At 70.0% G+C, this 23500-nt stretch carries 24 protein-coding genes; 14 read left to right on the plus strand and 10 right to left on the minus strand.

All coding sequences use genetic code 11. The features are described from left to right. Positions 1-72: 72 nt before the first annotated feature. Together ACFV9O_RS04210 and ACFV9O_RS04215 are read left to right on the plus strand one after the other, a co-directional pair. Positions 73-1113, plus strand: coding sequence for a 3-isopropylmalate dehydrogenase (locus ACFV9O_RS04210; RefSeq protein WP_385412058.1), 1041 nt, complete (start codon positions 73-75; stop codon positions 1111-1113). 249 nt (positions 1114-1362) lie between these two features. Beyond that, positions 1363-2451, plus strand: coding sequence for a branched-chain amino acid aminotransferase (locus ACFV9O_RS04215; RefSeq protein WP_385412060.1), 1089 nt, complete (start codon positions 1363-1365; stop codon positions 2449-2451). Between the two features lie 104 nt (positions 2452-2555). Here ACFV9O_RS04215 and ACFV9O_RS04220 read toward each other — a convergent pair whose 3' ends face one another. Then, positions 2556-3986 (minus strand): cytosine permease, encoded by a 1431-nt coding sequence (locus ACFV9O_RS04220; protein WP_385412062.1) that lies wholly within the window; start codon positions 3984-3986, stop codon positions 2556-2558. A gap of 173 nt (positions 3987-4159) precedes the next feature. On the opposite strand from ACFV9O_RS04220, the gene ureA reads away from it, so the two are divergent. The 6 genes from ureA to cimA all read left to right on the plus strand — a co-directional run bounded on the left by ureA (position 4160) and on the right by cimA (position 10560). After that, a complete protein-coding gene (gene ureA, locus ACFV9O_RS04225; protein WP_385412065.1) occupies positions 4160-4915 on the plus strand; it encodes an urease subunit gamma in 756 nt (251 codons plus the stop codon). A 5-nt stretch (positions 4916-4920) separates the two neighbouring features. Next, on the plus strand, positions 4921-6603 hold the full coding sequence (locus tag ACFV9O_RS04230) for an urease subunit alpha (protein WP_385412482.1): 1683 nt from the start codon (positions 4921-4923) through the stop codon (positions 6601-6603). A gap of 59 nt (positions 6604-6662) precedes the next feature. Continuing rightward, positions 6663-7682 carry an agmatine/peptidylarginine deiminase gene (locus tag ACFV9O_RS04235; protein WP_385412067.1) on the plus strand — a complete coding sequence of 340 codons (1020 nt, stop codon included), beginning with the start codon at positions 6663-6665 and terminating at the stop codon, positions 7680-7682. A 110-nt stretch (positions 7683-7792) separates the two neighbouring features. Further along, entirely contained in the window at positions 7793-7933 is a 141-nt protein-coding gene (locus ACFV9O_RS04240; RefSeq protein ID WP_385412069.1) for a hypothetical protein, read from the plus strand. A 25-nt stretch (positions 7934-7958) separates the two neighbouring features. Continuing rightward, entirely contained in the window at positions 7959-8579 is a 621-nt protein-coding gene (locus tag ACFV9O_RS04245) for a TetR/AcrR family transcriptional regulator (protein WP_385412071.1), read from the plus strand. A 373-nt stretch (positions 8580-8952) separates the two neighbouring features. After that, positions 8953-10560, plus strand: a complete 1608-nt coding sequence (cimA, locus tag ACFV9O_RS04250) for a citramalate synthase (protein WP_385412074.1) — start codon at positions 8953-8955, stop codon at positions 10558-10560. A 570-nt stretch (positions 10561-11130) separates the two neighbouring features. Here cimA and ACFV9O_RS04255 read toward each other — a convergent pair. Then, entirely contained in the window at positions 11131-13035 is a 1905-nt protein-coding gene (locus tag ACFV9O_RS04255; protein ID WP_385412077.1) for a ricin-type beta-trefoil lectin domain protein, read from the minus strand. 261 nt (positions 13036-13296) lie between these two features. Between ACFV9O_RS04255 and ACFV9O_RS04260 the strand changes: the two genes are divergently transcribed. Beyond that, positions 13297-14637, plus strand: coding sequence for a hypothetical protein (locus ACFV9O_RS04260; protein WP_385412080.1), 1341 nt, complete (start codon positions 13297-13299; stop codon positions 14635-14637). A gap of 1 nt (position 14638) precedes the next feature. Next, positions 14639-14911, plus strand: a complete 273-nt coding sequence (locus tag ACFV9O_RS04265; protein WP_385412083.1) for a DUF1876 domain-containing protein — start codon at positions 14639-14641, stop codon at positions 14909-14911. 145 nt (positions 14912-15056) lie between these two features. On the opposite strand, the gene ACFV9O_RS04270 is transcribed toward ACFV9O_RS04265, so the two are convergent. The 3 genes from ACFV9O_RS04270 to ACFV9O_RS04280 form a co-directional block, all read right to left on the minus strand. Further along, positions 15057-15701: a hypothetical protein gene (locus tag ACFV9O_RS04270; RefSeq protein ID WP_385412085.1), complete on the minus strand. Its 645-nt coding sequence runs from the start codon at positions 15699-15701 to the stop codon at positions 15057-15059. Positions 15702-15782: 81 nt separating this feature from the next. Further along, complete coding sequence (locus ACFV9O_RS04275) at positions 15783-16187, minus strand: DUF3592 domain-containing protein (protein WP_385412088.1); 405 nt, start codon at positions 16185-16187, stop codon at positions 15783-15785. A gap of 124 nt (positions 16188-16311) precedes the next feature. Beyond that, positions 16312-17385 (minus strand): alkene reductase, encoded by a 1074-nt coding sequence (locus ACFV9O_RS04280; RefSeq protein ID WP_385412090.1) that lies wholly within the window; start codon positions 17383-17385, stop codon positions 16312-16314. 110 nt (positions 17386-17495) lie between these two features. Between ACFV9O_RS04280 and ACFV9O_RS04285 the strand changes: the two genes are divergently transcribed. Continuing rightward, the gene (locus tag ACFV9O_RS04285) at positions 17496-17840 is read left to right on the plus strand and encodes a MerR family transcriptional regulator (protein WP_385412093.1); all 345 of its coding nucleotides are present in this window, start codon (positions 17496-17498) and stop codon (positions 17838-17840) included. 28 nt (positions 17841-17868) lie between these two features. Here the strand turns inward: ACFV9O_RS04285 and ACFV9O_RS04290 are convergent, their stop codons facing one another. Genes ACFV9O_RS04290 through ACFV9O_RS04300 form a run of 3 tightly spaced genes read right to left on the minus strand, consistent with a single transcriptional unit; the run spans position 17869 to position 19281 of the window. Then, positions 17869-18216, minus strand: coding sequence for a VOC family protein (locus ACFV9O_RS04290; RefSeq protein WP_385412096.1), 348 nt, complete (start codon positions 18214-18216; stop codon positions 17869-17871). 7 nt (positions 18217-18223) lie between these two features. Then, positions 18224-18463 (minus strand): DUF397 domain-containing protein, encoded by a 240-nt coding sequence (locus tag ACFV9O_RS04295; RefSeq protein WP_385412099.1) that lies wholly within the window; start codon positions 18461-18463, stop codon positions 18224-18226. Further along, entirely contained in the window at positions 18460-19281 is an 822-nt protein-coding gene (locus tag ACFV9O_RS04300; protein WP_385412102.1) for a helix-turn-helix domain-containing protein, read from the minus strand. Before ACFV9O_RS04300 ends, ACFV9O_RS04295 begins: the two co-directional genes overlap by 4 nt. Positions 19282-19393: 112 nt before the next feature. Here ACFV9O_RS04300 and ACFV9O_RS04305 point away from each other — a divergent pair, with 112 nt between their 5' ends. After that, entirely contained in the window at positions 19394-19828 is a 435-nt protein-coding gene (locus tag ACFV9O_RS04305; protein WP_385412105.1) for an ATP-binding protein, read from the plus strand. Positions 19829-19980: 152 nt separating this feature from the next. Continuing rightward, positions 19981-20496, plus strand: coding sequence for a GNAT family N-acetyltransferase (locus tag ACFV9O_RS04310; RefSeq protein WP_385412108.1), 516 nt, complete (start codon positions 19981-19983; stop codon positions 20494-20496). Positions 20497-20619: 123 nt separating this feature from the next. Here the strand turns inward: ACFV9O_RS04310 and ACFV9O_RS04315 are convergent, their stop codons facing one another. Further along, positions 20620-21228 (minus strand): YceI family protein, encoded by a 609-nt coding sequence (locus tag ACFV9O_RS04315; protein ID WP_385412111.1) that lies wholly within the window; start codon positions 21226-21228, stop codon positions 20620-20622. A 294-nt stretch (positions 21229-21522) separates the two neighbouring features. Here ACFV9O_RS04315 and ACFV9O_RS04320 point away from each other — a divergent pair, with 294 nt between their 5' ends. Further along, a complete protein-coding gene (locus ACFV9O_RS04320) occupies positions 21523-22032 on the plus strand; it encodes a hypothetical protein (RefSeq protein ID WP_385412113.1) in 510 nt (169 codons plus the stop codon). A 105-nt stretch (positions 22033-22137) separates the two neighbouring features. Here the strand turns inward: ACFV9O_RS04320 and ACFV9O_RS04325 are convergent, their stop codons facing one another. Beyond that, the gene (locus tag ACFV9O_RS04325; protein ID WP_385412115.1) at positions 22138-23355 is read right to left on the minus strand and encodes a glycoside hydrolase family 64 protein; all 1218 of its coding nucleotides are present in this window, start codon (positions 23353-23355) and stop codon (positions 22138-22140) included. Positions 23356-23500 lie beyond the last annotated feature (145 nt).

The raw sequence follows: 23500 nt of genomic DNA on the forward strand, positions 1-23500 counted from the left end.
TCGAGGGTGAGAAACGCGTCCGCATGGTGGACAGCGAATGTCAGGCGCTGGGACGCGGAGTACGGTGCCGTTATGTCTCGCAGCATCGATCTCGCAGTGATCCCCGGTGACGGCATCGGCCAGGAGGTCGTGGCCCAGGGCCTCAAGGTCCTCTCGGCCGTCCTCCCTGAGGATGTGAAGCTGGAGACCAAGGAGTACGACCTCGGCGCCAAGCGCTGGCACCGCACCGGAGAGACCCTTCCGGACGCGGAGCTCGAGTCCCTCAGGAACCACGACGCGATCCTGCTCGGCGCGATCGGTGACCCGTCCGTGCCGTCCGGTGTCCTGGAGCGCGGACTGCTCCTCAAGCTCCGCTTCGCCTTCGACCACTACGTGAACCTGCGCCCGTCGAAGCTCTTCCCCAACACCGCGACCCCGCTCGCCGGCCGCCCCGACATCGACTTCGTCGTCGTCCGCGAGGGCACCGAGGGTCCGTACACGGGCAACGGCGGCTCGCTGCGCACCGGTACGCCCGCCGAGGTCGCCACCGAGGTCAGCGTCAACACGGCGTACGGCGTCGAGCGTGTCGTCCGTGACGCGTTCGAGCGAGCCAAGGCCCGCCCCCGCAAGAAGCTGACGCTGGTTCACAAGAACAACGTCCTCGTCTACGCGGGCCACATGTGGAAGAACATCTTCGACAAGGTCGGCCGGGAATACCCCGAGGTCACCACCGACTATCTGCACGTCGACGCCGCGACGATCTTCTTCGTCACGCAGCCGGAGCGCTTCGACGTCATCGTCACCGACAACCTCTTCGGTGACATCCTCACCGACCTCGCCGCCGCCGTGACCGGTGGCATCGGCCTGGCGGCATCCGGCAACATCAACCCGAAGGGCGACTTCCCGTCGATGTTCGAGCCCGTCCACGGCTCCGCGCCCGACATCGCGGGCCAGGGCAAGGCCGACCCGACGGCCACGATCCTGTCCGTCGCCCTCCTCCTGCGTCACCTCGGCTACGAGACCGAGGCCGTGCGCATCGAGGACGCCGTCGCCGCCGACCTGGCGGAGCGGGACGGCACCGCCCGTACCACGGACGAGATCGGCGACGCGCTCGCCGTACGAGTAGCGGGCTGACCCGTCGACTCTCGAAACCTCGAACCTCGAAACCTCGAAGCCGCCGGGTCGCATCAGCGCCCGGCGGCTTCTCCTGTGCGGCCCCGGGTGCCACCATCAAGCCATGGGCCGCGATTCACGCTGTTCTGCTCCGGCCCCCACGCACTGCGATAATCGGACGTGGGGCCGCATCATGCGGGGAAGCTCGGACGTCCTGGTAGAGGCGTGAAGGCGGTCCGTCACACACACACGGTGAAGGACAACGCAGACATGACGATGACCACGATCGAGCTCAAGCCCTCCTCGAACCCGCTGTCCGACGCGGAGCGCGAGGCGATCCTGGCCAACCCCGGATTCGGCCGCCACTTCACCGACCACATGGTGACGATCAAGTGGACGGAGGGTCGCGGCTGGCACGACGCCCAGCTCACTCCGTACGCGCCACTGTCCATCGACCCGGCCAACATGACGCTGCACTACGCGCAGGAGATCTTCGAGGGGCTGAAGGCCTACCGCAGGCCCGACGGCTCGGTCGCGACCTTCCGGCCCGAAGCCAATGCCAAGCGCTTCCAGATCTCGGCCCACCGTATGGCCATGCCCGAGCTGCCGATCGAGACCTTCGTCGCGGCCTGCGACGCGCTGGTCCGGCAGGACGAGGCCTGGGTCCCGGCGCACGGCGGCGAGGCGTCGCTCTACCTGCGGCCCTTCATGATCGCCACCGAGGTCGGGCTGGGCGTGAAGCCGGCCAACGAGTACCTCTTCATCGTCATCGCGTCCCCCGCCGGCCCGTACTTCCCCGGTGGCGTCAAGCCCGTCTCGATCTGGCTCTCCGAGGACCGCGTCCGCGCCGTCCCCGGCGGCATCGGCTTCGCCAAGACCGGCGGCAACTACGCCGCGTCGCTGCTCGCCCAGGCCGAGGCGGCCGAGAAGGGCTGCGCCCAGGTCGCCTACCTCGACGCGGTGGAACACAAGTGGGTCGAGGAACTCGGCGGCATGAACCTGTACTTCGTGTACGAGGACAAGATCATCACGCCCGAGCTCACCGGCTCGCTCCTCGCGGGCATCACCCGTGACTCGCTGCTCAAGCTCGCCCGCGACCTCGGCTACGAGGCCGAGGAGGGCCGGATCTCCATCGACGACTGGAAGCGCGACACCGAGAACGGCACGCTGCACGAGGTCTTCGCCTGCGGCACGGCCGCGGTCATCACCCCGATCGGCAAGGTCAAGTCGGCAGGCGGGGAGTGGACGCAGTCCAACGGCGAGCCCGGCAAGGTGACGCTGGAGCTGCGCAAGACGCTCCTCGACATCCAGACGGGTGCCGCCGAGGACCCGCACGGCTGGGTGCACGTCATCGGCTGAGTCCGGCCGTCGGTCTGTCCTCCAGGCCCTGGCGAAGGCCCCCACGCATACCGCGCGCGGGGGCCTTCGCCGTCGTCAGTGCCGTCGGTCCACGGCCACCATGATCATTCCACGGCAGCCATGATGGGACCCGCCGGTTCGGTGCTCGGCGCCGCGGCTCGTGCCCCCAGGGTCAGCCCCGCGTACACCACACCGCCCACCACGCCCGACAGGACGAAGCTGCAGTCCACGCCGCCGGTCAGGGCGAGCAGCGGGCCCTCGTGGAACGGGGTCGAGACGGAGAGTAGGCCCACCGCCGCGCCGAGTACCCAGGCGACCGTCGCCCGCGGCTCCCAGCCCGCCCGGAACCAGTAGATGCCGCCCCGGGCGCGCCGGTTGTAGACCTGCAGCGCGTCGGCGTCGTAGGCACCGCGACATCGGACGTGCCCGATCAGGGTGATCACCGCCCACGGAGTGCCGATCGCGGTGAGCAGCAGCACGAACGAGGTCATCGCGGACTGCGCGTCCCAGGCGAAGTGGCCGAGGAAGACGAAGCCGGTCGCGACGACGGCGACGATCACGGTGGCCTGGGTGCGGCTGGCCCTGGGGACGATCGCGTCGAGGTCCAGGCCCATGGAGTAGAGCATCAGCCCGGCGTTGCCGACCGAGCCGGCCGCGGCGGCGAGGAGCAGCGGTATCAGGTACCAGGTGGGCGAGGCGTCGACCAGCGGGCCCGCGTAGTCGAGCGAGGCGCGGGCGGCGAGCGCGGTGAAGGTACCGAACAGCTGGGGGATCAGCAGACCGGCGAACAGTCCCAGACATGTCGCCCTGAGCACGCTGCGCGGGGCGTGCCGCTGCGGGGAGATGTAGCGGGTGTAGTCGCCGAGCAGGGTGATGAAGGCGATCGGGCCGCTGAGCCCGGCGGCCACGGCGGAGAGCGCCCAGGTCGGCCAGAAGGAGCCCAGCAGATACGGGGCGTCCGGCGGCGCGGCGGTGGTGAGGTCCGGTGCGTACGCCACCAGGCCTATGGCGAGCAGCGCGACCATGCCGAGGGCCAGGACCTTGCTCATGCGCAGCAGCAGCCGGTAGCCGAAGACCGCGCCGATCACGGTGAGCGCGGCCAGCAGGGCGTAGACCAGTGCATGGGTCGCGCCGCCGGTCGGCAGGCCGACCATGCGGGCCAGCGTGCCGACCATCACGTCGCCGCCGATCCACAGGGTCAGCGCGGTGTATCCGAGCGACAGCAGGAGGCCGACGATCGAGCCGATGAGCCGTCCGCGGACGCCGAAGAAGGCGCCGCTCGACGTGGAGAGATTGGTCGCCGTGCGCAGTGACACGAGCGCGAGCGGTGCCGTCACGACCACGCCCACGATCGTGCCGGCGACGACCGAGGTGACCGCGCCCCACAGGCCGAGGCCGAAGGAGACCGGCAGCCAGCCGAAGACGATGACCCCGAGGCAGAGGTTGGAGCCGAGAAGGATGGCCAAGAGGTCGCGGGGACCGCTGGTCCGTTCCGCTTCGGGGATGGTGTCGACTCCGCGCTGTTCAATCGGCATCGGGCTCTCCCTGGTACGCCGGCGACAATTTGAGTGCTGCTCTATGTGAACCCAGCAGCTGACCGTCGTCAATGCTTTCGGCATAGGAAAATAAGCGTTAGAGTGTCGTTCAAACATCGGGAATCGGATTCGGAGATTCCGGTGTGGGTCCACCCACAGGGAGGCGTGGTGACGTGCGACTGACCCCGACCGAGCGCGACCGGCTGCTGCTGTTCGGCGCTGCCGAACTGGCCCGGGCGCGGCGTGCCCGCGGGCTCAAGCTCAATGTCCCCGAGGCGACCGCGCTGATCGCCGACACCGTCTGCGAGGCGGCCCGGGACGGGCGCAGGCTCGCCGAGGCCATCGAAGCGGCCCGCTCGGTCCTCGGCCCCGACGACGTCCTGCCGGGCGTCGCCGACGTCGTCACCGAGGTCCATGTCGAGGCCGTCTTCGATGACGGATCCCGGCTCGCGGTCGTGTCCGACCCCATCGGGGGCGGCAGCCTCGGCGACGAGGCGCCCGGAGCCGTCCTGCCCGGCCCCGCGGACCCCGAGCCCGAGCCCGCGGTGCGGCTGACCGTGCGCAACACCGCGACGGTGCCGGTCAGCGTCACCTCCCACTTCCACTTCTTCGAGGCCAATCCGCGTCTCGACTTCGACCGGTCCGCGGCCTACGGCATGCGGCTGTGCGTCCCCGCCGGCTCCTCCGTCCGCTTCGACCCGGGCGGGGAGGCCGAAGTCGGTCTCGTACCGATCGGGGGCGACCGCATCGCCATCGGCTTCGCGGGCCTCGTCGACGGCCCGCTCGACGCCCCCGGCGCCAGGGCGGAGGCCCTGCGCAGGGCCTCCGCCTGCGGCTACCTCGGCGTCCCGGCGGACGCGGGACAGGACGCGGCACAGACTGCTGACCCGGCACAGACCGCTGACACTGTTACGGAGGAGGACCAGTGACCGGCATCGACCCGCACGAGTACGCCGGCGTCCACGGCCCGCGTGCCGGGGACCGTGTCGTCCTCGGCGACTCCGGCCTCGTCGTCCGCGTCGAGTCCGACTCGCAGAAGCCGGGCGACGAGTTCCTCGCCGGCTTCGGCAAAACCGCCCGCGACGGACTCCACCTCAAGGCCTCCGCCGTGCGCGAGACCTGCGACGTCGTCATCAGCAACGTCCTCGTCATCGACGCCGTTCAGGGCATCCGCAAGGTGTCCGTCGGTATTCGCGAGGGCCGCATCGCCGGCATCGGACGGGCAGGGAACCCGGACACCCTCGACGGTGTGGACGTCGTCGTCGGCACCGGCACGTCCATCGTCTCCGGCGAGGGCCTCATCGCCACCGCCGGTGCCGTGGACACACACGTCCACCTGCTGTCCCCCCGCATCATGGAAGCCTCCCTCGCATCGGGCGTCACGACGATCATCGGGCAGGAGTTCGGGCCTGTCTGGGGGGTTGGCGTCAACTCGCCATGGGCGCTGAAGCACGCCTTCAACGCCTTCGACGCCTGGCCCGTCAACATCGGCTTCCTCGCCCGCGGCTCCTCGTCCGGCGAAGCCCCCCTCGTCGAGGCGCTCGCCGAGGGCGGAGCCTCCGGCTTCAAGGTCCACGAGGACATGGGCGCGCACACCCGCGCGCTCGACACCGCCCTGCGGGTCGCCGAGGAGTACGACGTCCAGGTCGCCCTCCACAGCGACGGCCTCAACGAGTGCCTCTCGGTCGAGGACACCCTCGAGGTCCTCGACGGCCGGACGATCCACGCCTTCCACATCGAGGGCTGCGGCGGTGGACACGTACCGAACGTCCTCAAGATGGCGGGCGTGCCGAACGTCATCGGCTCCTCCACCAACCCGACCCTGCCCTTCGGCCGGGACGCGGTGGCCGAGCACTACGGGATGATCGTCTCCGTACACGACCTCAAGACCGACCTGCCCGGCGACGCCGCCATGGCCCGCGACCGCATCCGCGCCGGGACGATGGGCGCCGAGGACGTCCTGCACGACCTGGGCGCGATCGGCATCACCTCCTCCGACGCCCAGGGCATGGGCCGCGCCGGCGAGACCGTGCGCCGCACCTTCGCCATGGCCGGGAAGATGAAGGCCGAGCTCGGCCCCATGGAGGGCGACGGCGCGCACGACGACAACGCGCGCGTGCTGCGCTACATGGCCAAGCTGACCATCAACCCCGCGATCGCCCACGGCCTCGCGCACGAGATCGGCTCCATCGAGAACGGCAAGCTCGCCGACATCGTGCTGTGGAAACCGCAGTTCTTCGGCGCGAAGCCGCAGCTGGTCCTGAAGGCAGGCTTCCCCGCGTACGGCGTCACCGGCGACCCGAACGCCGCCACCGACACCTGCGAGCCGCTGATCCTCGGCCCGCAGATCGGCGCCCATGGCGCGACCCCCGCGGACATCTCCGTGGCGTTCGTGTCCCAGGCGGCGGCCGCGCTCGGCGACGACAGGATGCCCACGCGGCGCCGCCGCGTCGGCGTGCGCGGCACCCGCGGCATCGGGCCCAAGGACCTGCTCCTCAACTCGCGGGTCGGCGACGTCGCCGTCGACGCGCACAGCGGTCTGGTCACCCTTGACGGCGATCCGCTCCGCTCGGACCCGGTCGAGTCCATGTCCCTGAACCGCCTCTACTTCCTCTGAGCCCTCCTCTGAGCCCTCCTCCGAGCCCTCCTCCGGGCTCCAACGATCTAGGACTTGTCATGACGTTCCGAATGCCGCCCGAGTGGGCCCCCCACGAGCGCACCTGGATGGCCTGGCCCGGCCCCAACCCGACCTTCACCAACGACGAGGAGCTGGCCGAGGCACGCGCCGCCTGGGCCGGTGTCGCCCGCGCCGTACGCCGCTTCGAGCCGGTGACCATGGTCGTAGGACCCGGCCAGGTCGAGGGCGCCCGCGAGCTGCTCGGTGCGGACATCGACATCGTGGAGCGCGAGCTCGACGACGCCTGGATGCGCGACATCGGCCCGACCTTCGTCACCGACGGCCAGGGCGGACTGGCGGCCGTGGACTGGGTCTTCAACGGCTGGGGAGCCCAGGACTGGGCCCGCTGGGAGCACGACTCCAAGATCGCCCGCCATGTCGCGGACGTCGTGGACGTCCCCGTCCACTCCTCGGACCTGGTCAACGAGGGCGGCGCCATCCACGTCGACGGCGAGGGCACGGTCCTGCTGACCGACACCGTCCAGCTCGGCGCGGGCCGCAACCCCGAGTGGACCCGCGAGCAGGTCGAGGCCGAGATCCACGCCAAGCTCGGCACCACGAAGGCGATCTGGCTGCCGCACGGCCTCACCGGCGACTACGGCATGTACGGCACCCAGGGCCACGTCGACATCGTCGCGGCCTTCGCCAGGCCGGGCGTCGTCGTCGTCCACAGCCAGCAGAATCCGGCCCACCCCGACTACGAGCGCTCCCGGATGTACGTCGACATCCTCCGCGGCCGGACGGACGCCCGCGGCCGTGCCCTGGAGGTCGTCGAGGTCCCGGCCCCGACGGTCCTCAAGGACGAGGAGGGCGACTGGGTCGACTACTCGTACATCAACCACTACATCTGCAACGGGGGAGTGGTGCTGTGTGACTTCGACGACCCGAACGACGAGACAGCGGCCGGCATCTTCCGGCGCCTGTTCCCGGACCGGACGGTGACGCTGGTGGACGCGCGCACGATCTTCGCGGGCGGCGGCGGGGTCCACTGCATCACGCAGCAGCAGCCGAAGGTCTGAAACCCGTTCGAGGAGGCGGCCGCAGGTGTGACAGCCTGCCGCCACCTCGAGGCGGTCTGCCGGCTGCGGCAGGTGTCCTGGCGCGCGCGTTCGACATCGACCGCCGCGAAGTGGTCCGCGCCGCGGCGTCCGCGCTGTCCGACGGCAGGCCGTCCCGCCAGGCGGTGCGGGCCCTGCTCGACCGTATGACCGAGGACGGTTGGACGATCACCGACGACGACGTAGCCGTATCGGGTACAACGTACGAGTGAAACAACTGCTCCAGGAGGCCGTCGTATGACCCCCGCGGCCACCCCCGCGCCCCGCCGCCGCAACACCGCCCCGCCCCGTGAGGAGCTGCTCGCCGCGGCCATGGCGACGATCGCCGAGCGCGGGCTCGACGGGCTCACCATGGCCGGGCTCGGGCGGGAGGTCGGGATGAGCAGCGGTCACCTGCTCTACTACTTCCGCACCAAGGACGAACTGCTGCTGCAGACCCTGGAGTGGAGCGAGGGCCGCCTGGGGCACGAGCGCAGTGCGCTGCTGTCCAAGCTGGGTCCCGCGCGCGAGCGGCTCGAGGCGTATGTCGATCTGTACGTGCCCGACGGCCCCCGCGACCCGCACTGGACGCTGTGGCTGGAGGTCTGGAACCGCTCGCAGAACGCGGACGACGACGCCCGTGCCCGCCAGGCCGCGATCGAGGGCGCCTGGCACCGGGACCTCGTCGCCCTGCTCGCCGAGGGCATCTCGCGCGGCGAGTTCCGCGCCGTCGACCCCGACCGGTTCGGCGCCCGCCTGCGGGCCTTGCTGGACGGCTTCAGCGTGCATGTCGCGGTCGGCATACCGGGCACGAGCCGGGAGCAAGTCCTGGCCCATGTGCGTGAGTTCATCGCGGAGGCGCTGCTTCCGGGCACGTGAGGTGCCCGGCCCCGCGAGAACGCACGAGCGGCACGGCCCTGGCGGTCAGGGCCACCCCTGACCGCAAGGGGCGCCCGGGTGCCCGCATCGTGAGACCGCTGTCCATGCAGGCGCACATATGTGGCAGACTGCCCTCGTGCTCGCATTCGCCATGATTATCGGCAGCAGCGCGCCGGTCCGCAGTGACCACTGATCGCGGCATCACCCACCGCGGCAGTGGCACCGTGCCTCAGACCCGCGCGCAGACCTCTCGCACCCGCGAGGGGTTTTTTCGTTTTGCGGCCCCACCCCGGCCGCAAACGGGACGCGCGAAGATGGGGGCAAGTGGAGCCAGAAGTTCCGGAGCCACTCTTCCGACAGGAGTCACCACGCCATGACCACGACTGACGTCAGGCTCGACGACAGTTTCCATGTCTTCGACACCACGCTGCGCGACGGCGCCCAGCGCGAGGGCATCAACCTGACCGTCGCGGACAAGCTGATGATCGCCCGGCACCTGGACGAGTTCGGCGTGGGCTTCGTCGAAGGCGGCTGGCCCGGCGCCAATCCCCGGGACACCGAGTTCTTCGCCCGGGCCCGCGACGAGATCCAGTTCCGGCACGCCCAGCTCGTCGCCTTCGGCGCCACCCGTCGCGCCGGCGGCTCGGCCGCCGAGGACCCGCAGGTCAAGGCGCTGCTCGACTCCGGAGCGCCCGTGATCACGCTGGTCGCGAAGTCCCACGACCGGCACGTCGAGCTCGCCCTGCGCACCACGCTGGACGAGAACGTGGCGATGGTCCGCGACACCGTCTCGTACCTGCGGGAGCACGGCCGCCGCGTCTTCGTCGACTGCGAGCACTTCTTCGACGGCTACAAGGCCAATCCGGAGTACGCCAAGGCCGTCGTCCGCGCGGCCTCCGAGGCAGGCGCCGACGTCGTCATCCTCTGCGACACCAACGGCGGGATGCTCCCCGCCCAGGTCCAGGCCGTCGTCTCCACCGTCCTGGCCGACACCGGCGCCCGCCTCGGCATCCACGCCCAGGACGACACCGGCTGCGCGGTCGCCAACACCCTCGCCGCCGTCGACGCGGGCGCCACCCACGTCCAGTGCACCGCCAACGGCTACGGCGAGCGCGTCGGCAACGCCAACCTCTTCCCGGTCGTCGCCGCGCTGGAGCTGAAGTACGGCAAGAAGGTGCTGCCCGAGGGCGCGCTCCAGGAGATGACCCGTATTTCGCACGCCATCGCCGAGGTCGTCAACCTGACGCCGTCCACGCACCAGCCCTATGTGGGTGTCTCCGCGTTCGCCCACAAGGCGGGCCTGCACGCCTCGGCCATCAAGGTCGACCCGGACCTGTACCAGCACATCGACCCCGAGCAGGTCGGCAACACCATGCGGATGCTCGTCTCCGACATGGCGGGCCGCGCCTCGATCGAGCTCAAGGGCAAGGAGCTCGGCATCGACCTCGGCGGCGACCGCGAGCTGGTCGGCCGCGTCGTCGAGCGCGTCAAGGAGCGCGAGCTCAAGGGCTACACGTACGAGGCCGCCGACGCCTCCTTCGAGCTGCTGCTCCGGGAGGAGGCGGAGGGCCGCCCGCGCACGTACTTCCGTACGGAGTCCTGGCGGGCGATCGTCGAGGACCGCCCCGACGGCACCCACGCCAACGAGGCCACGGTCAAGCTGTGGGCCAAGGGCGAGCGCATCGTCGCGACCGCCGAGGGCAACGGCCCCGTCAACGCCCTGGACCGGGCGATGCGGGTGGGCCTGGAGCGGATCTACCCCCAGCTCGCCAAGCTCGAGCTGGTCGACTACAAGGTCCGCATCCTCGAAGGCCGCCACGGCACCGAGTCCACGACCCGCGTCCTGATCACGACGAGCGACGGCACCGGCGAGTGGTCGACGGTCGGCGTCGCGGACAACGTGATCGCGGCGTCGTGGCAGGCGCTGGAGGACGCGTACACGTACGGGCTGGTACGAGCGGGCGTCGAGCCGGCCGAGTAGGACCGTCGCTCAGCAGTAGTCGACAGCGCGCTTCTCGAAGGCGGCGAGGGGCATGGCCCGGCCATCGGACCATACCTGGCCGGGCCGCATACCCTCGACGTCCACGGCGCGGAACTCCACCTTTCCGCGTAACCGGTGCTGGTGGAGTCCTTGTCGAAGTAGAGGTCGTACGTCAGGTCCGGCAGAAGGCTTTGCTTCCCGACGGGCACGGCCTCCCAGTCGGCAGGGGGCGAGAAGAGGAGGAAGGCAACGGCCCCGGGCGTCCTCTCCTCCAGGGCGTGCCAGCCGGACATGTTGACCGGCCTGGCATTCTTTTTGTCTTCCTCCGGGCGACTTCCGGCCAGGTGGATGGAGCCGATGGCATCCCCGCTGCACGGGCGCAGCAGCGCATGCAGCGCGCCGTCATCCGCTCGGTACACGGCGGCGAGAGGGAGCGTTCGTGCCCCACACCCGGCGAGGAGCATCAGCCCCGCCGCCGCGCCCGTGATTCCCGCGCACCAACGATGTACGCGCATACACCCCACCCCCCATCGGAGTGGAGTGTATGTGCGACTCGCGTTCGGCACTCCCTTACCGCAGTTGCCATTTCTGGTTGGCGGCTCCCGTGCAGGACCAGATCTGGGCTCTGGCCCCGTTCGCGGACGAGTTGTCCGTGACGTCGAGGCACTTGTCGGCCGGTACGTTCACGAGGTCACCGGTCGACGGCTGCCAGCGCCACTGCTGGGCCCCGCTGCCGTTGCAGCCGTAGAGCTGGACCTTCGCGCCGTCCGCCGTCGAGCCGGCCGTCACGTCCAGGCACTTGCCGAGCGCCCGCACCGAGCCGTCGGCCGCGACGACCGTCCAGCGCTGGGCGTCGGTGCCGTTGCAGTCGTACAGCTGGACCGGCGTGCCGTCGGCGCCCGAACCGCCCGCGACGTCCAGGCACTTGCCGGCCAGACCCACGAAGGACCCGGAGGCGTCCGAGCCGCCGGACGGCGTGCCCTGCCAGGTGAAGGTCGCCGAAGTCCTGCCGGGCAGCGCGTACGTGACGTGCTGCCCGCCCCAGTTGATCGTGACCGTCTGCGCGGACGAGGCGTCGTTGTACGCGATGAGCGCCTTGGAGCCGTCGGGGTTCCGCCACGCCACGTTCGGCACGGCGGAGCTCGCCGTCGAGGCGATCCGGTGCGCGCCCGGCCGTACGAACTTCGTCAAGTGGCCCATCGTGTAGTACTCGACCGTGAAGTCGACCTGGCCGTGCCGCGCGTCCCCGTTGTGGACGGTGATCAGGCCGTCGCAGACCCCGCAGCCGCCGTTGTGCGGGCCCCGGTTCTGGTCCACGGCGAGGGACCACTTGGTCACCGACTTCGCCCAGTTACGGGTGTAGTCGATGATGTTCATCATGTCCTCGCGCTGCTGGTTGGCGATCCAGGTACCGCCGGAGTGCTCGGTCTGGAAGGCGTCCAGCTGCGGGTACCGGTCGTGGACCTCGGTCTGCTTGGCAACGTTGCCGCCGTAGCCGTGCCAGGCGACGCCGCCGAAGTTGGGGTGGCTGCGGACCGCCGCGTCGTCGACGGTCTGGGCGGCGTACGCGTCGTACGTGTCCCAGTTCCAGTCGTGCGCGAGGACCTTCGTGGGCAGCCCGGCGGCCTGGAGCTTCGGGAGCAACTCGCTCTTGGTGAAGTACGCGAGCCCCGAGGCGTTCCAGCTCATGGACGGGTAGCCGGAGCAGCACGTCGGCTCGTTCTGCGCGGTGACGTAGTCGACGGGGACGCCCTGGTCGCGCCAGGCCTGGAGGTACTTCACGAAGTAGTTCGCGTACGTTCCGTAGTGCTCGGCCTTGAGCCAGCCGCCGTTCAGCTGTCCGCTGTCCTTCATCCAGGCCGGGGCGGTCCAGGGCGAGGCCACCAGCGTGAGCGCCGGATTGAGCTGCTCGGCCTGTTTGGTCAGCGGCAGCACGTCCTGGAGATCGTGGGCGATGGAGAACCTGGTGAGGCCCGGGTCGGTCTGGCCTGCCGGCAGATCGTCGTACGTGTATCCGAAGCGGGCCAGGTCCGAGCCGCCCATGGGGTTGCGGACGAAGGACAGCCCGATGCCGTCGGTGGGCGAGAAGAGCTTCCGCATCGTGTCGTCGCGCGTCGCCTGCGACAGGGCCCCGCTGCCCTTCATCAGCCAGGCGGCGGTGTCGGTGAAGGAGGCGCCGCCGCCGGTGAAGGTCTGGTAGTGGGTGTTCTCGTCGACGGTGACGTTGGTGCCCGGGCCACCGATGCCCGGCTGGAAGGCGACGGGGGTCTGCGGCTGGAGTCCACGGGTGACATGGCGGCCGCCGCTGTCGTCGGTGGTGGTCAGCCAGATGCTCAACTGCTCGCCCGCGGCCTGGGCGGGGGTGGCCGTCGTGAGGCCGGTGAGCCCGGCGGCGGCGAGAGCGGAGGCGAGGAGGAAGCCGGAGAGCGCTCTCCGGGCGCGTGCGGGGCGTGCGGCGGATGCCATGGGTGCCATGGGCTGAAGCCCTTCTCGGCAGAGGTGTGGGGGACGAGCCGTGAGTGAACTGCTGATGCGAGGGCCCGTCAAGACTCCGCGCATTCATGAACTGAACACACAACAGCCGTTTCGGCCATGCGAGTTGAAGTCTTGACACCAGGGCGGACGGTGGCCCGCGCGGGCGTGTGGCGACACGTGACCAGTGCATCGCGGAGGGTGGCGATCAGCTCCCCATCAGGAACTATGTCCTTATTTGTCACCCTCGGGTAGCTTCGTGATATGAGGACTAGGCCGTTCACGTGGTTGTCGGCCCTCGCCGGGCTGGCGCTCTTCCTGCTCTTGGCCCTGGCCCCTGGCGTGACCGCCAAGGCCACGGGTATCTCCGACGCGGCCGAGGCCCTGAAGCAGGGCCCCGTCTACGTCGACCCGGGCGCCCGGTCCCAGCTCTCCGTAGCGGACGAGAAGGCCCTCGCGCAGAAGATCGAGGACGCGGACAAGCCCGTGTTCATCGCCGTACTCCCCGACAGCGCGGCCTTCCCCGCGGACAGCGTCCTACGGGATCTGCGTACCGCGACCGGGATCACCGGGCTGTACGGAATCCGCCTCGGTGATCGCTTCGACGCGGGCGCGGACCGCTCCGTGATGCTGGCCAACGCCGTGCAGAACGTCGTGGCCGGGGTGACGACCCCCGGCGTCGACGCCGCGACGCAGCTCAACAACTTCGTCGACCAGGCCCTCCCGACCGTGAAGGGCACCGCCCCGGCCGGCTGGAGCTCCGGCTCCGACAGCGGCGGCGGGTCCACCGGCTCGCTGATCGCGCTCGGAACTGTCCTCGTCGCGGGCGGCGCGGGTGCGTACGCCGTCGTCCGCCGCAACCGCCGCAAGCGCGCGGAGGAGGAGCGGGCCGCGCTCGACAAGCTCCGCGTCGTCGTGGACGAGGACATCACCGCGTACGGCGAGGAACTCGACCGGCTCGACTTCCACCCCTCCGAGCCCGGCGCCGACGACGCGATGCGCGCCGACTACGAACGCTCCCTCGACTCGTACGACAACGCCAAGTCCGCCATGGCCGCGGCCGAGCATCCGCACGACGTCCGCACGGTCACCCAGGCCCTGGAGGAGGGCCGCTTCTCGCTCGCGGTCCTCGCCGCGCGCCGCGAGGGCACGGTGCTCCCGGAGCGCCGCGCCCCCTGCTTCTTCGACCCGGCCCATGGCCCCTCCAGCGGCGACATGGCCTGGACCCCGCTCGGCGGCGCCTCGCGCGAGGTCCCGGTCTGCGCCGCAGACGCGGCCCGCCTGGCGGAGGGCAAGGACCCGCTGGCCCGCCAGGTCGCCACCGAATCCGGCCCCCGCCCCTACTGGGAGGCCGGCCCCGCCTACGGCCCTTGGGCCGGCGGCTACTTCGGCGGCGGCCTCCTGCCGGCCCTGCTGGTGGGCACCCTGCTCGGCAGCGCCCTGTCGACCCCGGCGTACGCGGCCGAGTACGGCGGCGGCGACTTCGGCGACTTCAGCGGCGGAGACTTCTCCGGCGGGGACTTCAACGCCTCCGACTTCGGCGGCGGCTTCGGTGGGGGCGACTTCGGCGGCGGCGGTGGCTTCGATGCAGGCGGAGGATTCTGACATGCGTACCAAGAAGTGGAACGTCGAGATCGTCATCACCGAGAGCGACCGGACGACCCAGGCCGAAGCCCGTCTCCGCGGCCGGAACGCCGAACTCTACGTCGGCCAGGGCACGGCCCACCGCAACCGCACCGACCCGGACATCCCCCACATCGGCGACGAGCTGGCGGTCGCACGGGCGTTGAGCGGCGTGAGCCATGAGCTGCTGCAGGAGGTGGCGGAGGAGATCGAGACGCGGACGGGGGAGCACGAGGGGCGGCCGAGGAAGTCGTAGGCCGGGCCCTCGCACGGCACCCTGCCGAACAGCGGGCCCGCGGTACCCCCGCGGTCACGGACGGGTCCGGAGGATCAGTCGACCGGCCGGAGCGAGCGTTCGGAACGCAGCAGGGCCCAGGCCGCGGTGATCAGCAGGGCTGATGTCAGCGCCAGGGCCGTGCCACCGACCACAGGGGCAGGGTCAGGGCCTGATTCCAGAAGTACAGCTGGTACTGGGCCTCCGGAGGCAGTTCGAGCAGATCGGCGATCCACCTGTGCGGGAGGAGCGGCGCTGCGGGAAGCAGTACCAGCGGGGCCGTCACCACGATCGGGCCAAGCCCGAGGGCGAGCGAGCCGATCACGCTGCGCATCAGGGCGGCGGCGCAGGCGGTCGTCGCCACGAAGAAGACCTGTACCAGCAGTGCGGAGGCGACGGCGGTCGCCGCGTCTCCCCAGCTCACCATGTCCGGCAGGGCCGGTCGAACGGCACCGACACCGTCCGGCAGCATCCGGCTCCGGACGGGGAATCCCTGGGCCAGCGCATGGACGCCCGACCACAGGGCCACCGCCGTCACCACCTGGGCCGTCAGCAAGGCGACGAGCACAGCGCCGGCCTTGCGGAGCAGAAGCCTGCCGACGCGGTGCTCATGCAGCCGCAGCATGCTCCAGGTGCCGCCCTCAAGGGCCTGACCCAGTCCCATGGCGACGAGAACTCCACTCAGGAGCAGCCCGAGGAGCGTCGAGTTCTGCCAGGCGGAGGCACGCAGGGCTGCGGCCGGCTGAGCGAGCGAGGCAACGGAATGGTCCACGACGCCCTACTCCGCACCGGCGACCCAGATCCGGGACACGAGGAGGAGGGAGACGAGGCCCACCCCGGTGACCAGGTCGCGTCAGCGTGTCAGGGCGATCACGGCAGCACAGCCGAAGAACGCCACGGAGGCGAACGAGGTCAGAAGGATGGGGAGCGCCCGGTGCCGTCGGGTGAAGACCCGCGCTGCCTCCGGATGTTCGCGCGGGTAGACGACAGGCACCAAGCTGCCGACGGACAGGCTGGTCCCCGTGCCGCTGACGTTCGGACTGAACTCGATCCGGCGGCCGGTGACGTCGGTGAACGCGATGACGGGAGCCCGGAGGCGGTCCACCTTGTCCACCAGGACGTGTCTGATCACGACGCCTTCGGTGCGCAGGCCGTGACGGCCCAATCGTGAGAGGACGACTCCCTCCCGGACAGCGGCCCACAGGCACACCGCCCCGGCTGCCGAGCAGACCCACATGCCCACATGAGTGGCCGACATGTCCCACCCTTCGAGTGATCACACGACCTGAGTGCGTGTTGTACCTGCCTTGCACGACGTACAGGCCCCGGATTCGGTTCAGCCCGTTCGGCGCGGATTTGTGGCGCCGAGGCCGACGCGGCGATCAGTGCTGGTGGCTCGCGTAGTCGATGTAGCCGGCGCTGCCGCCCTGGTACCACGTCTCCCGGTCGGGGGTGTCGCGCAGCGGTACTCCGCTGCGGAGCCGCTCCACCAGGTCGGGGTTGGCGAGGTACGCGCGGCCGTAGCTGACCAGGTCCGCGCCCTGGGCGAGCCAGTGCTCGCCGAGGGTCCGGTCGGTCTCCTGCGGGCCGATCTGCCCGCCCGGGTTGACGATGAACGCCTGCGGCCACGCCTTGCGCAGCGCGATGAGTACGTCCTCCTCCGTCGTGGCCAGCACGTGGACGTACGCGAGACCGAGCGGAGCGAGCGCGTCGAGCAGGGCCCCGTACAACTGCGATACGTCGTCCTCGGCCATGTCCCAGACCCGGCCGCCGGGGGAGAGCCGGATGCCCACGCGGTCGGCGCCGATGGTGTCCGCGACCGCCTCGGCCACCTCTACGGCGAAGCGGATGCGGCCGGTGACGGATCCGCCGTAGGCGTCGGTGCGGTGGTTGGCGCTGGAGGACAGGAACTGCTGGATCAGGTAGCCGTTCGCCCCGTGCAGCTCGATCCCGTCGAACCCCGCGTCGATCGCACGCCGCGCCGCCGCGGCGAACACCTCCACCTCGCCCTTGACCTCCTCGGTCGACAGGGCCCGGGGAACAGGCGCGGGCAGCAGCCCCTTGGCGCCGGTGAAGAGCTCGGCCTTCAGGGCGATCGCGGACGGTGCGACGGGGTGGTGGCCCACGGTCTCGGGGTGCCCCACCCGTCCGGCGTGCATGAGCTGGGCGAAGATCCTCCCGCCGTTGGCGTGCACCGCGGCGGTCACCGGCCGCCACGCGGCGACCTGCTCGTCGCTGTGCAGGCCGGGGGTATGGGGGTTCGACTGGCCCTGCAGGCTCGGCTGCACCCCTTCGCTGACGATCAACCCGGCAGTGGCCCGCTGGGCGTAGTAGATCGCCGCCGAGTCGCCGGGGATTCCGTCCGCCGTCGCCCGTGCCCGGGTCATCGGGGCCATGACGAGCCGGTTCGGCAGCCGGAGGTGTCCGAGCTGGTAGCCGGCAAACAAACTGGTCACAGTCCTGTCCTTCGCTCTGGAGGGGATGTGCTGGCCGTTCGCGAGCTACGCAAAAACCTGACGCTGACGTCAGAGGCAAGTCATGTTGGGCCGGGTCCCCAGGAGGCGCTGTGCGCATCGGCGAGCTCGCTACCAGAGCGGGTGTGAGCGTGCGGGCACTGCGGTACTACGAGGAGCAGAAGCTGCTCAAGTCGGTACGCAGCCCCAGCGGGCAGAGGCACTATCCGGACAGTGCCGTCGACCGTGTCCTGCTGATTCAGCAGCTGTACGCCGCAGGGCTGTCGAGCAGGACGATTCTGGGACTGATGCCGTGCATCGAGACCGGTGAGACGCACCCCGCACTACTGGAGCGGCTGTCGGCCGAGCGGGACCGCATCGTTGCACAGATCGGCAATCTGGTGAGCGCCCGGGACAAGCTCGACGAGCTCATCGCCTCGGCCACGAGCGGCTCTTAGCAGGCGTCGCCCGCAGAACGGGACGCCTTCAGGCGTGGCCGAGGACGTTCACCACGCGGCCGTTCGGATCCCGTACGAAGAAGCGCCGCACGCCCCATTCCTCGTCCTGCAACGGATGCACGATCTCGGCGCCGCGTGCGGTCATGGCCGCGTAGGCCGCGTCGACGTCGTCCACCTCGATGCTCATGTCCGGCAGGACGGACGCGGTCTTGTCGCCGGTGGAGAACGTGATCTGGGCGGTGGGGTTCTCGGGCGAGGCAAGGGTCATGACCCAGCCGTGGTTCATGACCTCCTCGAAGCCGAGGGCGCCGTAGAACTCCCGGCTCTGGTCCATGGCGTGGGAGGCGATGTCGGGCACGACGCGACGCACGGACATGAGGGCCTCAGCGCTCGGAGAGGAAGGCCGCCCAGGTGGCGGGGGAGACGGTGAGAACGGGGCCGTCGGGGGTCTTGGAGTCGCGGATGTGGACGGCGCTGGGGTGGGCCGCGACTTCGACGCAGGCGCCACCCTCGCTGCCGCTGTAGCTGGACTTGCGCCAGGCGTAGGCGACTTCCACGCATGCGCCGCCCGCGTCGCTGCTGTAGCTGGACTTGAACCAGTTGAGGTGTGCTGCGCGGGTCATGTCTCTCCTAGCAGATCGTCCAGCAGGATCTTGCTCTCCGCAGGGGAGAGCGCCTGCGAACGCAGCATCCCATATTTCTGCTGGTACATACTGACCTGATCCGGATCATCGACGAGGAAGCTGATGTGCTGCCCCTCGATGTAGGCCAGATGGTCGTGATCCGGAGTCTCCAGCAGCACCATGGGGCCGGCTAGCCCTGCATGTGTTTCCCGGTTCGTCGGCATGATCTGTAGGCCGAGGAACGGGAGTTCGGCGCAGCGGCGCAGATGCTGGTTCTGCAGGCGCAGTACGCCCCGGCCCCCGATCGGGCGGTGCAGGATGGACTCCTCCAGCAGGAAGTTCACCATCGGCCGTGGCTTACGCGTGAAGACCTTCTGCCGATCCAGCCGCGCCTGCACCCACTCCTCCAACTGCTCGTCGTCCAGCGGCGGGTAGAGGCAGCCGAAGACCGCTCGTGCGTACTCCTCCGTCTGAAGCAGGCCGGGAACCACCTGGTTCTCGTACCAGAGCAGCGTCACCGCCTCCTGCTCGTGCTCCACGAAGTCCTGCGCGAACGCCGGAAACCGCTCCCTTTCCGGCACCCTCTCCACCGCGATCTGCAACGCCCGCTTCGTGCCGAGCAGTTCGTCGAGCGCGACCGCCAGATCCAGTTTCAGCGGTCTGCGGCCCTGCTCGATGGACGCGATCGTGTCCTCGCCCACGCAGAACCGGGCTGCCAGAGCGGCCTGTGTCATACGGGCCTCCTTGCGGAAGCCCGCGAGCTGGGCGCCGATCACGTGCCAGGAGGTGACCTTCTTGCTGCGTTTCGCTGGGTGCATGAGGCTGCCCTTCCCCGTCACAAGCCGTCGGCGACCCGTCACGAGTCGTACAAACCAGCTGTACGACCTGACGCACTGATCCACGATAGTCACGCCCTGTGACAGTGGGTCCATGAACGACGAAACCCAACGCCCCTTCCTCCGTGCCGCGTTCTACCGGCGCGAACGCCGATCCGTCCCCGCCGCCCGCGAGTTCGCCGCTCAGGCGCTCGCCGACTGGGGCGTCACCGCGCGCGCCGACGACGTGCTGCTCTGTGTGAGCGAGCTGGCGACGAACGCGCTCGTGCACGGGGTTCCGCCCGGCCGTGGGTTCAGGCTCCACCTGAGCCTGGACGGGGTGCTGCGCGTGGAGGTGCACGACAGTGGTGACGGCGAGGTCCGGGTGCCGGCACTGGAGCCGGTATGCGCGCCGGACGCCGACGCGGAGTCCGGGCGCGGGCTGCTGCTCGTCGGGGCGCTCGCGGACAAGTGGGGCGTCGGGGAACGGAGCCCTGGAAAGATCGTGTGGTGCGAGTTTGCCGGTGACACGTTTCGCTCCGTTCAGTGATCCGGCGGGCGCGAAGCGTAATCGATATGGCGTGAACCGTTCTTGAGTCGGCCGGGCGGCGGCAAAAGACTTCTCGTGTGCCAGGGGGACGGCGCCCGGACGGGGCTCCGCGGCACAACCAACCCACGTTCACCATGTGAGGAGGCCATCGCATGCCCGACGCCGGCGCTCGAGACGCCGCGTACCCGATCATGCTGACCGACGGCACCACCACCCGGACCCGGGAGGTGACCCCCGCCGACCTAGGACCGATCCAGGCGCTGCACCGCCGCTGCTCGCCGGGGAGCCGGGGCCTGCGCTATCACGCGGGCAAGCCCGAGCTGTCTCCGGCCGGATGGCGCGTGCTGTCGGATCCGCAGCGCGGCACCACCTTGGTCACCACCACGGCACAGTGCACGGATCACATCATTGCCATGACCAACGTCATGCGTACCGAGCAGCAGGGGGTGGGCGAACTCGCCGTACTGGTCGAGGACGCCTGGCAGTTCAAGGGGCTGGGCACCGCACTGGCCGCGCATGCGGCCGATGTGGCCCGGCGGGACGGGCATCACACGCTGACCGCGGCGGTCGCCGCGGGGAACGCGCCGATGCTCCATGTCCTGGAGAGCCTGGACGCGCCGCCCGCCCGTGCGGCGGGACCCGTCCTGGACATCCGGATACCGCTGTAGCCACCGAACGCCTGCGGACATGAACGCCCGAGCGCCCGCCGCTCCGGTTGGGGGGTGGGTGGAGTGGCGGGCGCGCTCATGGGAGTGGTGCTCCCCTGTGGGGAGCGGAGGGGGGCCGGGTGATCAGGCGGCAGCCTTGATCGCCGAGATGTCGAAGTTCAGCTTCACCTTGTCGCTGACCATCACGCCGCCCGTCTCCAGCGCCGCGTTCCAGGTCAGGCCCCAGTCGGAGCGCTGGATGTCGGCGCTGCCCTCGAAGCCGACGCGCTCGTTGCCGTAAGGGTCGGTCGCCGTGCCGTTGAACTCCAGATCGATGGAGAGCGGGCGGGTGACGCCCTTGATGGTGAGGTCGCCGGTGATGCGGTACTTGTCGCCGCCGAGCTGCTCGGCCTGCGTGGAGCGGAAGGACATGACCGGGAACGCCTCGGCGTCGAAGAAGTCGCCGCTGCGCAGGTGGCCGTCGCGGTCGGCGATGCCGGTGTCGATGCTGGCGATCTTGATGTCGATGCTGGCGGTGGAGGCGCCCGGGTTGGAGCCGTCGAGACGCAGCGTCCCCTCGTGGTCGCTGAAGGAGCCGCGGACGTTGGTGACCATGGCGTGGCGGACCGTGAAACCGATGCTGCTGTGGGCCGGGTCGATGGTGTACTCGCCGGTCAGGGCGGCGAGCGCCGGGTCCACCTTGGCCGGGGCGGCGGCGACGGCGGTCTCGTTCTTGCGGTTGAACAGGCCCATGACTACTCCTTGGGGACGTTGTGTGGCCGGTCAGGTGGAGTGACCTTCCCGGCCACTCGTTGAATCTTCAACGAGAGTCACCGTAGACCTATTCCGTTAAAGTTTCAACATCTTCGGAGCGCGTGTCCGCGAATTCACCCGAACGACGCTGCAGCCCTCTGGCGGACGCGCGTAGACCTCGGGCACCATCACTGTGCTCCACCTGCACACCCGTCCCATCAGAAGTACGGGCACCAGCAGCAGCACCGTCATCAGCCAGCACGGTCAGCACGCTCAGCAGGAGGGAACCCCGATATGAAGCTCCGCTCGGTCCTCAGTGCGCTTGCGCTCGTCCTGGGGGCGTTGTTCGCCCCGGGATTCGGCGTCGTCACCAGCGCCACCGACGCGCACGCCGTCACCAAGATCAGCCACGCCACCGCGACGTCGATGTTCAGGTCGTCCGGAATCACCTGGTCCTCGTCCGGTGGCTGCTCGGACAGGAACAACCCGACCTGTACGTCCTTCGAGCAGCTCAACCTCGCCACCGCGAAGGGAGCCCAGACCCTCAAGAGCGCAAGCGGCTGTGCGCTCAACATCACCGGCGGTACGGAGACCGGGCACGCCGGCGGAACGTATTCGCACTGGAACGGCTACAAGCTCGACTACAGCAAGTACACCTGCGTCGGGAACTACATCAAGAACAACTTCACGTACATCGGCCTGCGGGGTGACGGCGCCCCGCAGTGGAGGTCCGCATCCGGGAACATCTACGCGGACGAGGGCAACCACTGGGACGTGCTGTACTACAACTGCGGCGGCTGCTGAGCCGCAGGGAGACGTCACGAGCACGGGTGCCCCGGCCTGCCGGCCCGGGGCACCTTTCACGTCGCTCGACTCGGGACCCGCATCAGGTCCGGACCCGGGCCGGACTCAGGAGCCGACCGCCACCGTGAAGCGCCGCGGATTCCCGTCGTGTGCCGCGCCGGAGACGTCGGGCTGTCCGTCCGGGCGGACATCGTCGTACGGGAAGGCGTAACCGATCGGCGTGTGCGCGTGCACCAGGCGCGAGAAGTGGTTGGTCACGGGGTCGCGGTAGTAGTCGGCCGAGGTGAGGCCGTTCGGCTGGTCCGGGTGGGTCAGCATGATGCTGCGGTTGAAGCCGGCGGCGAGGCGGGCCAGCAGGCCCTTCTTGTCGTCGGGGTCGCCGGGGTTGTTGGCGAAGGGGCCGTGGTTGCAGGTGAAGACGTCCTTCGAGGTGGGCCTGGCGAACGTGTGGCCCCCGTCGAAGGCGAGGACGTCGCCGCTGACCCTCCCGGTGCGCACGCCTCGCCCGCCCTGCAGGTCGATGCGCAGGTCGGTGGTGCGGTACTTCTGCCACACCTGGTCGATGTAGCCGTCGAAGACGTCCCGGAACGGCATCTCGGCCGGCCGGTCGAAGTACGGCGCCATCAGGTTCTGCGGCGATATCACCCGCAGCACGTCGCCGCCCGAGCCGCGGATCACGAGCTTGTCCCACGGCTGCCCGTCCCGGCCCGCCTGTGCGGTCAGGTCGTCGGCGATGCGCGGCAGCGCGCCCGACGGCAGCGGGGCGACCGTGTGTGTCGCATCGCCGGTGAGCGTGATGCCGATGGGCAGGGCCGTGACGAGGTCGACGTAGCTGATGTTGGCGAAGAGCTGCTGCGGATCGAAGGTGAACTCGCAGAACGACCACATACGGCCGTAGTTGGGGTCGACGGCCGTGGCGAAGGCCGGCTCGACCAGCGAGGGGCCGGGGTTCAGGAAGAAGTCCAGCTTGTCGTCGCGTACGAAGTAGACGCGGGCGCCGAACATCTGGGGGAGCGTCAGGACCACCGGCCCGGAGCCGGCGGGACGCAGCGGGATCGCGCAGTCGACGGGGAGCGGGGTCCGGGGCGCTGACGGGGACTCGGGGCGGTACGCGCCGCCGTCGGCGCGCAGCAGCACCCAGCGGCCGGTGGCCTGCTCGTGGCCGGTGACGTACGCGTGCACCGTGCCTGGCAACGACCGGTTCTCGAGGGCGAGTTCACAGATGGGTGGCGCGGCGGAGGCGCGGCTGCCGAGGGTCAGTGCCGTGGCCGCCGACGCGGTCGCCGCGGCGGCGGAGGTGAGGAAGAGTCGTCGCGAAAGCACGAGAGCACTCCTGTGGGGGTGTGGGGGGTATGCGGTTGTGGGGGTGCGCGGGGGCGGAAAGCGGGGGGCGCCGACCACTCTCGTGGGGCGTGCGGGAGGCGTCAACACTTGTGACTGAGAGCGCTCTCAGAAATTTCCGGCGTTC

Origin of the sequence: Streptomyces sp. NPDC059909 (genome assembly GCF_042730885.1) — a bacterium.
In the GTDB taxonomy this organism is placed as follows: Bacteria; Actinomycetota; Actinomycetes; order Streptomycetales; family Streptomycetaceae; genus Streptomyces.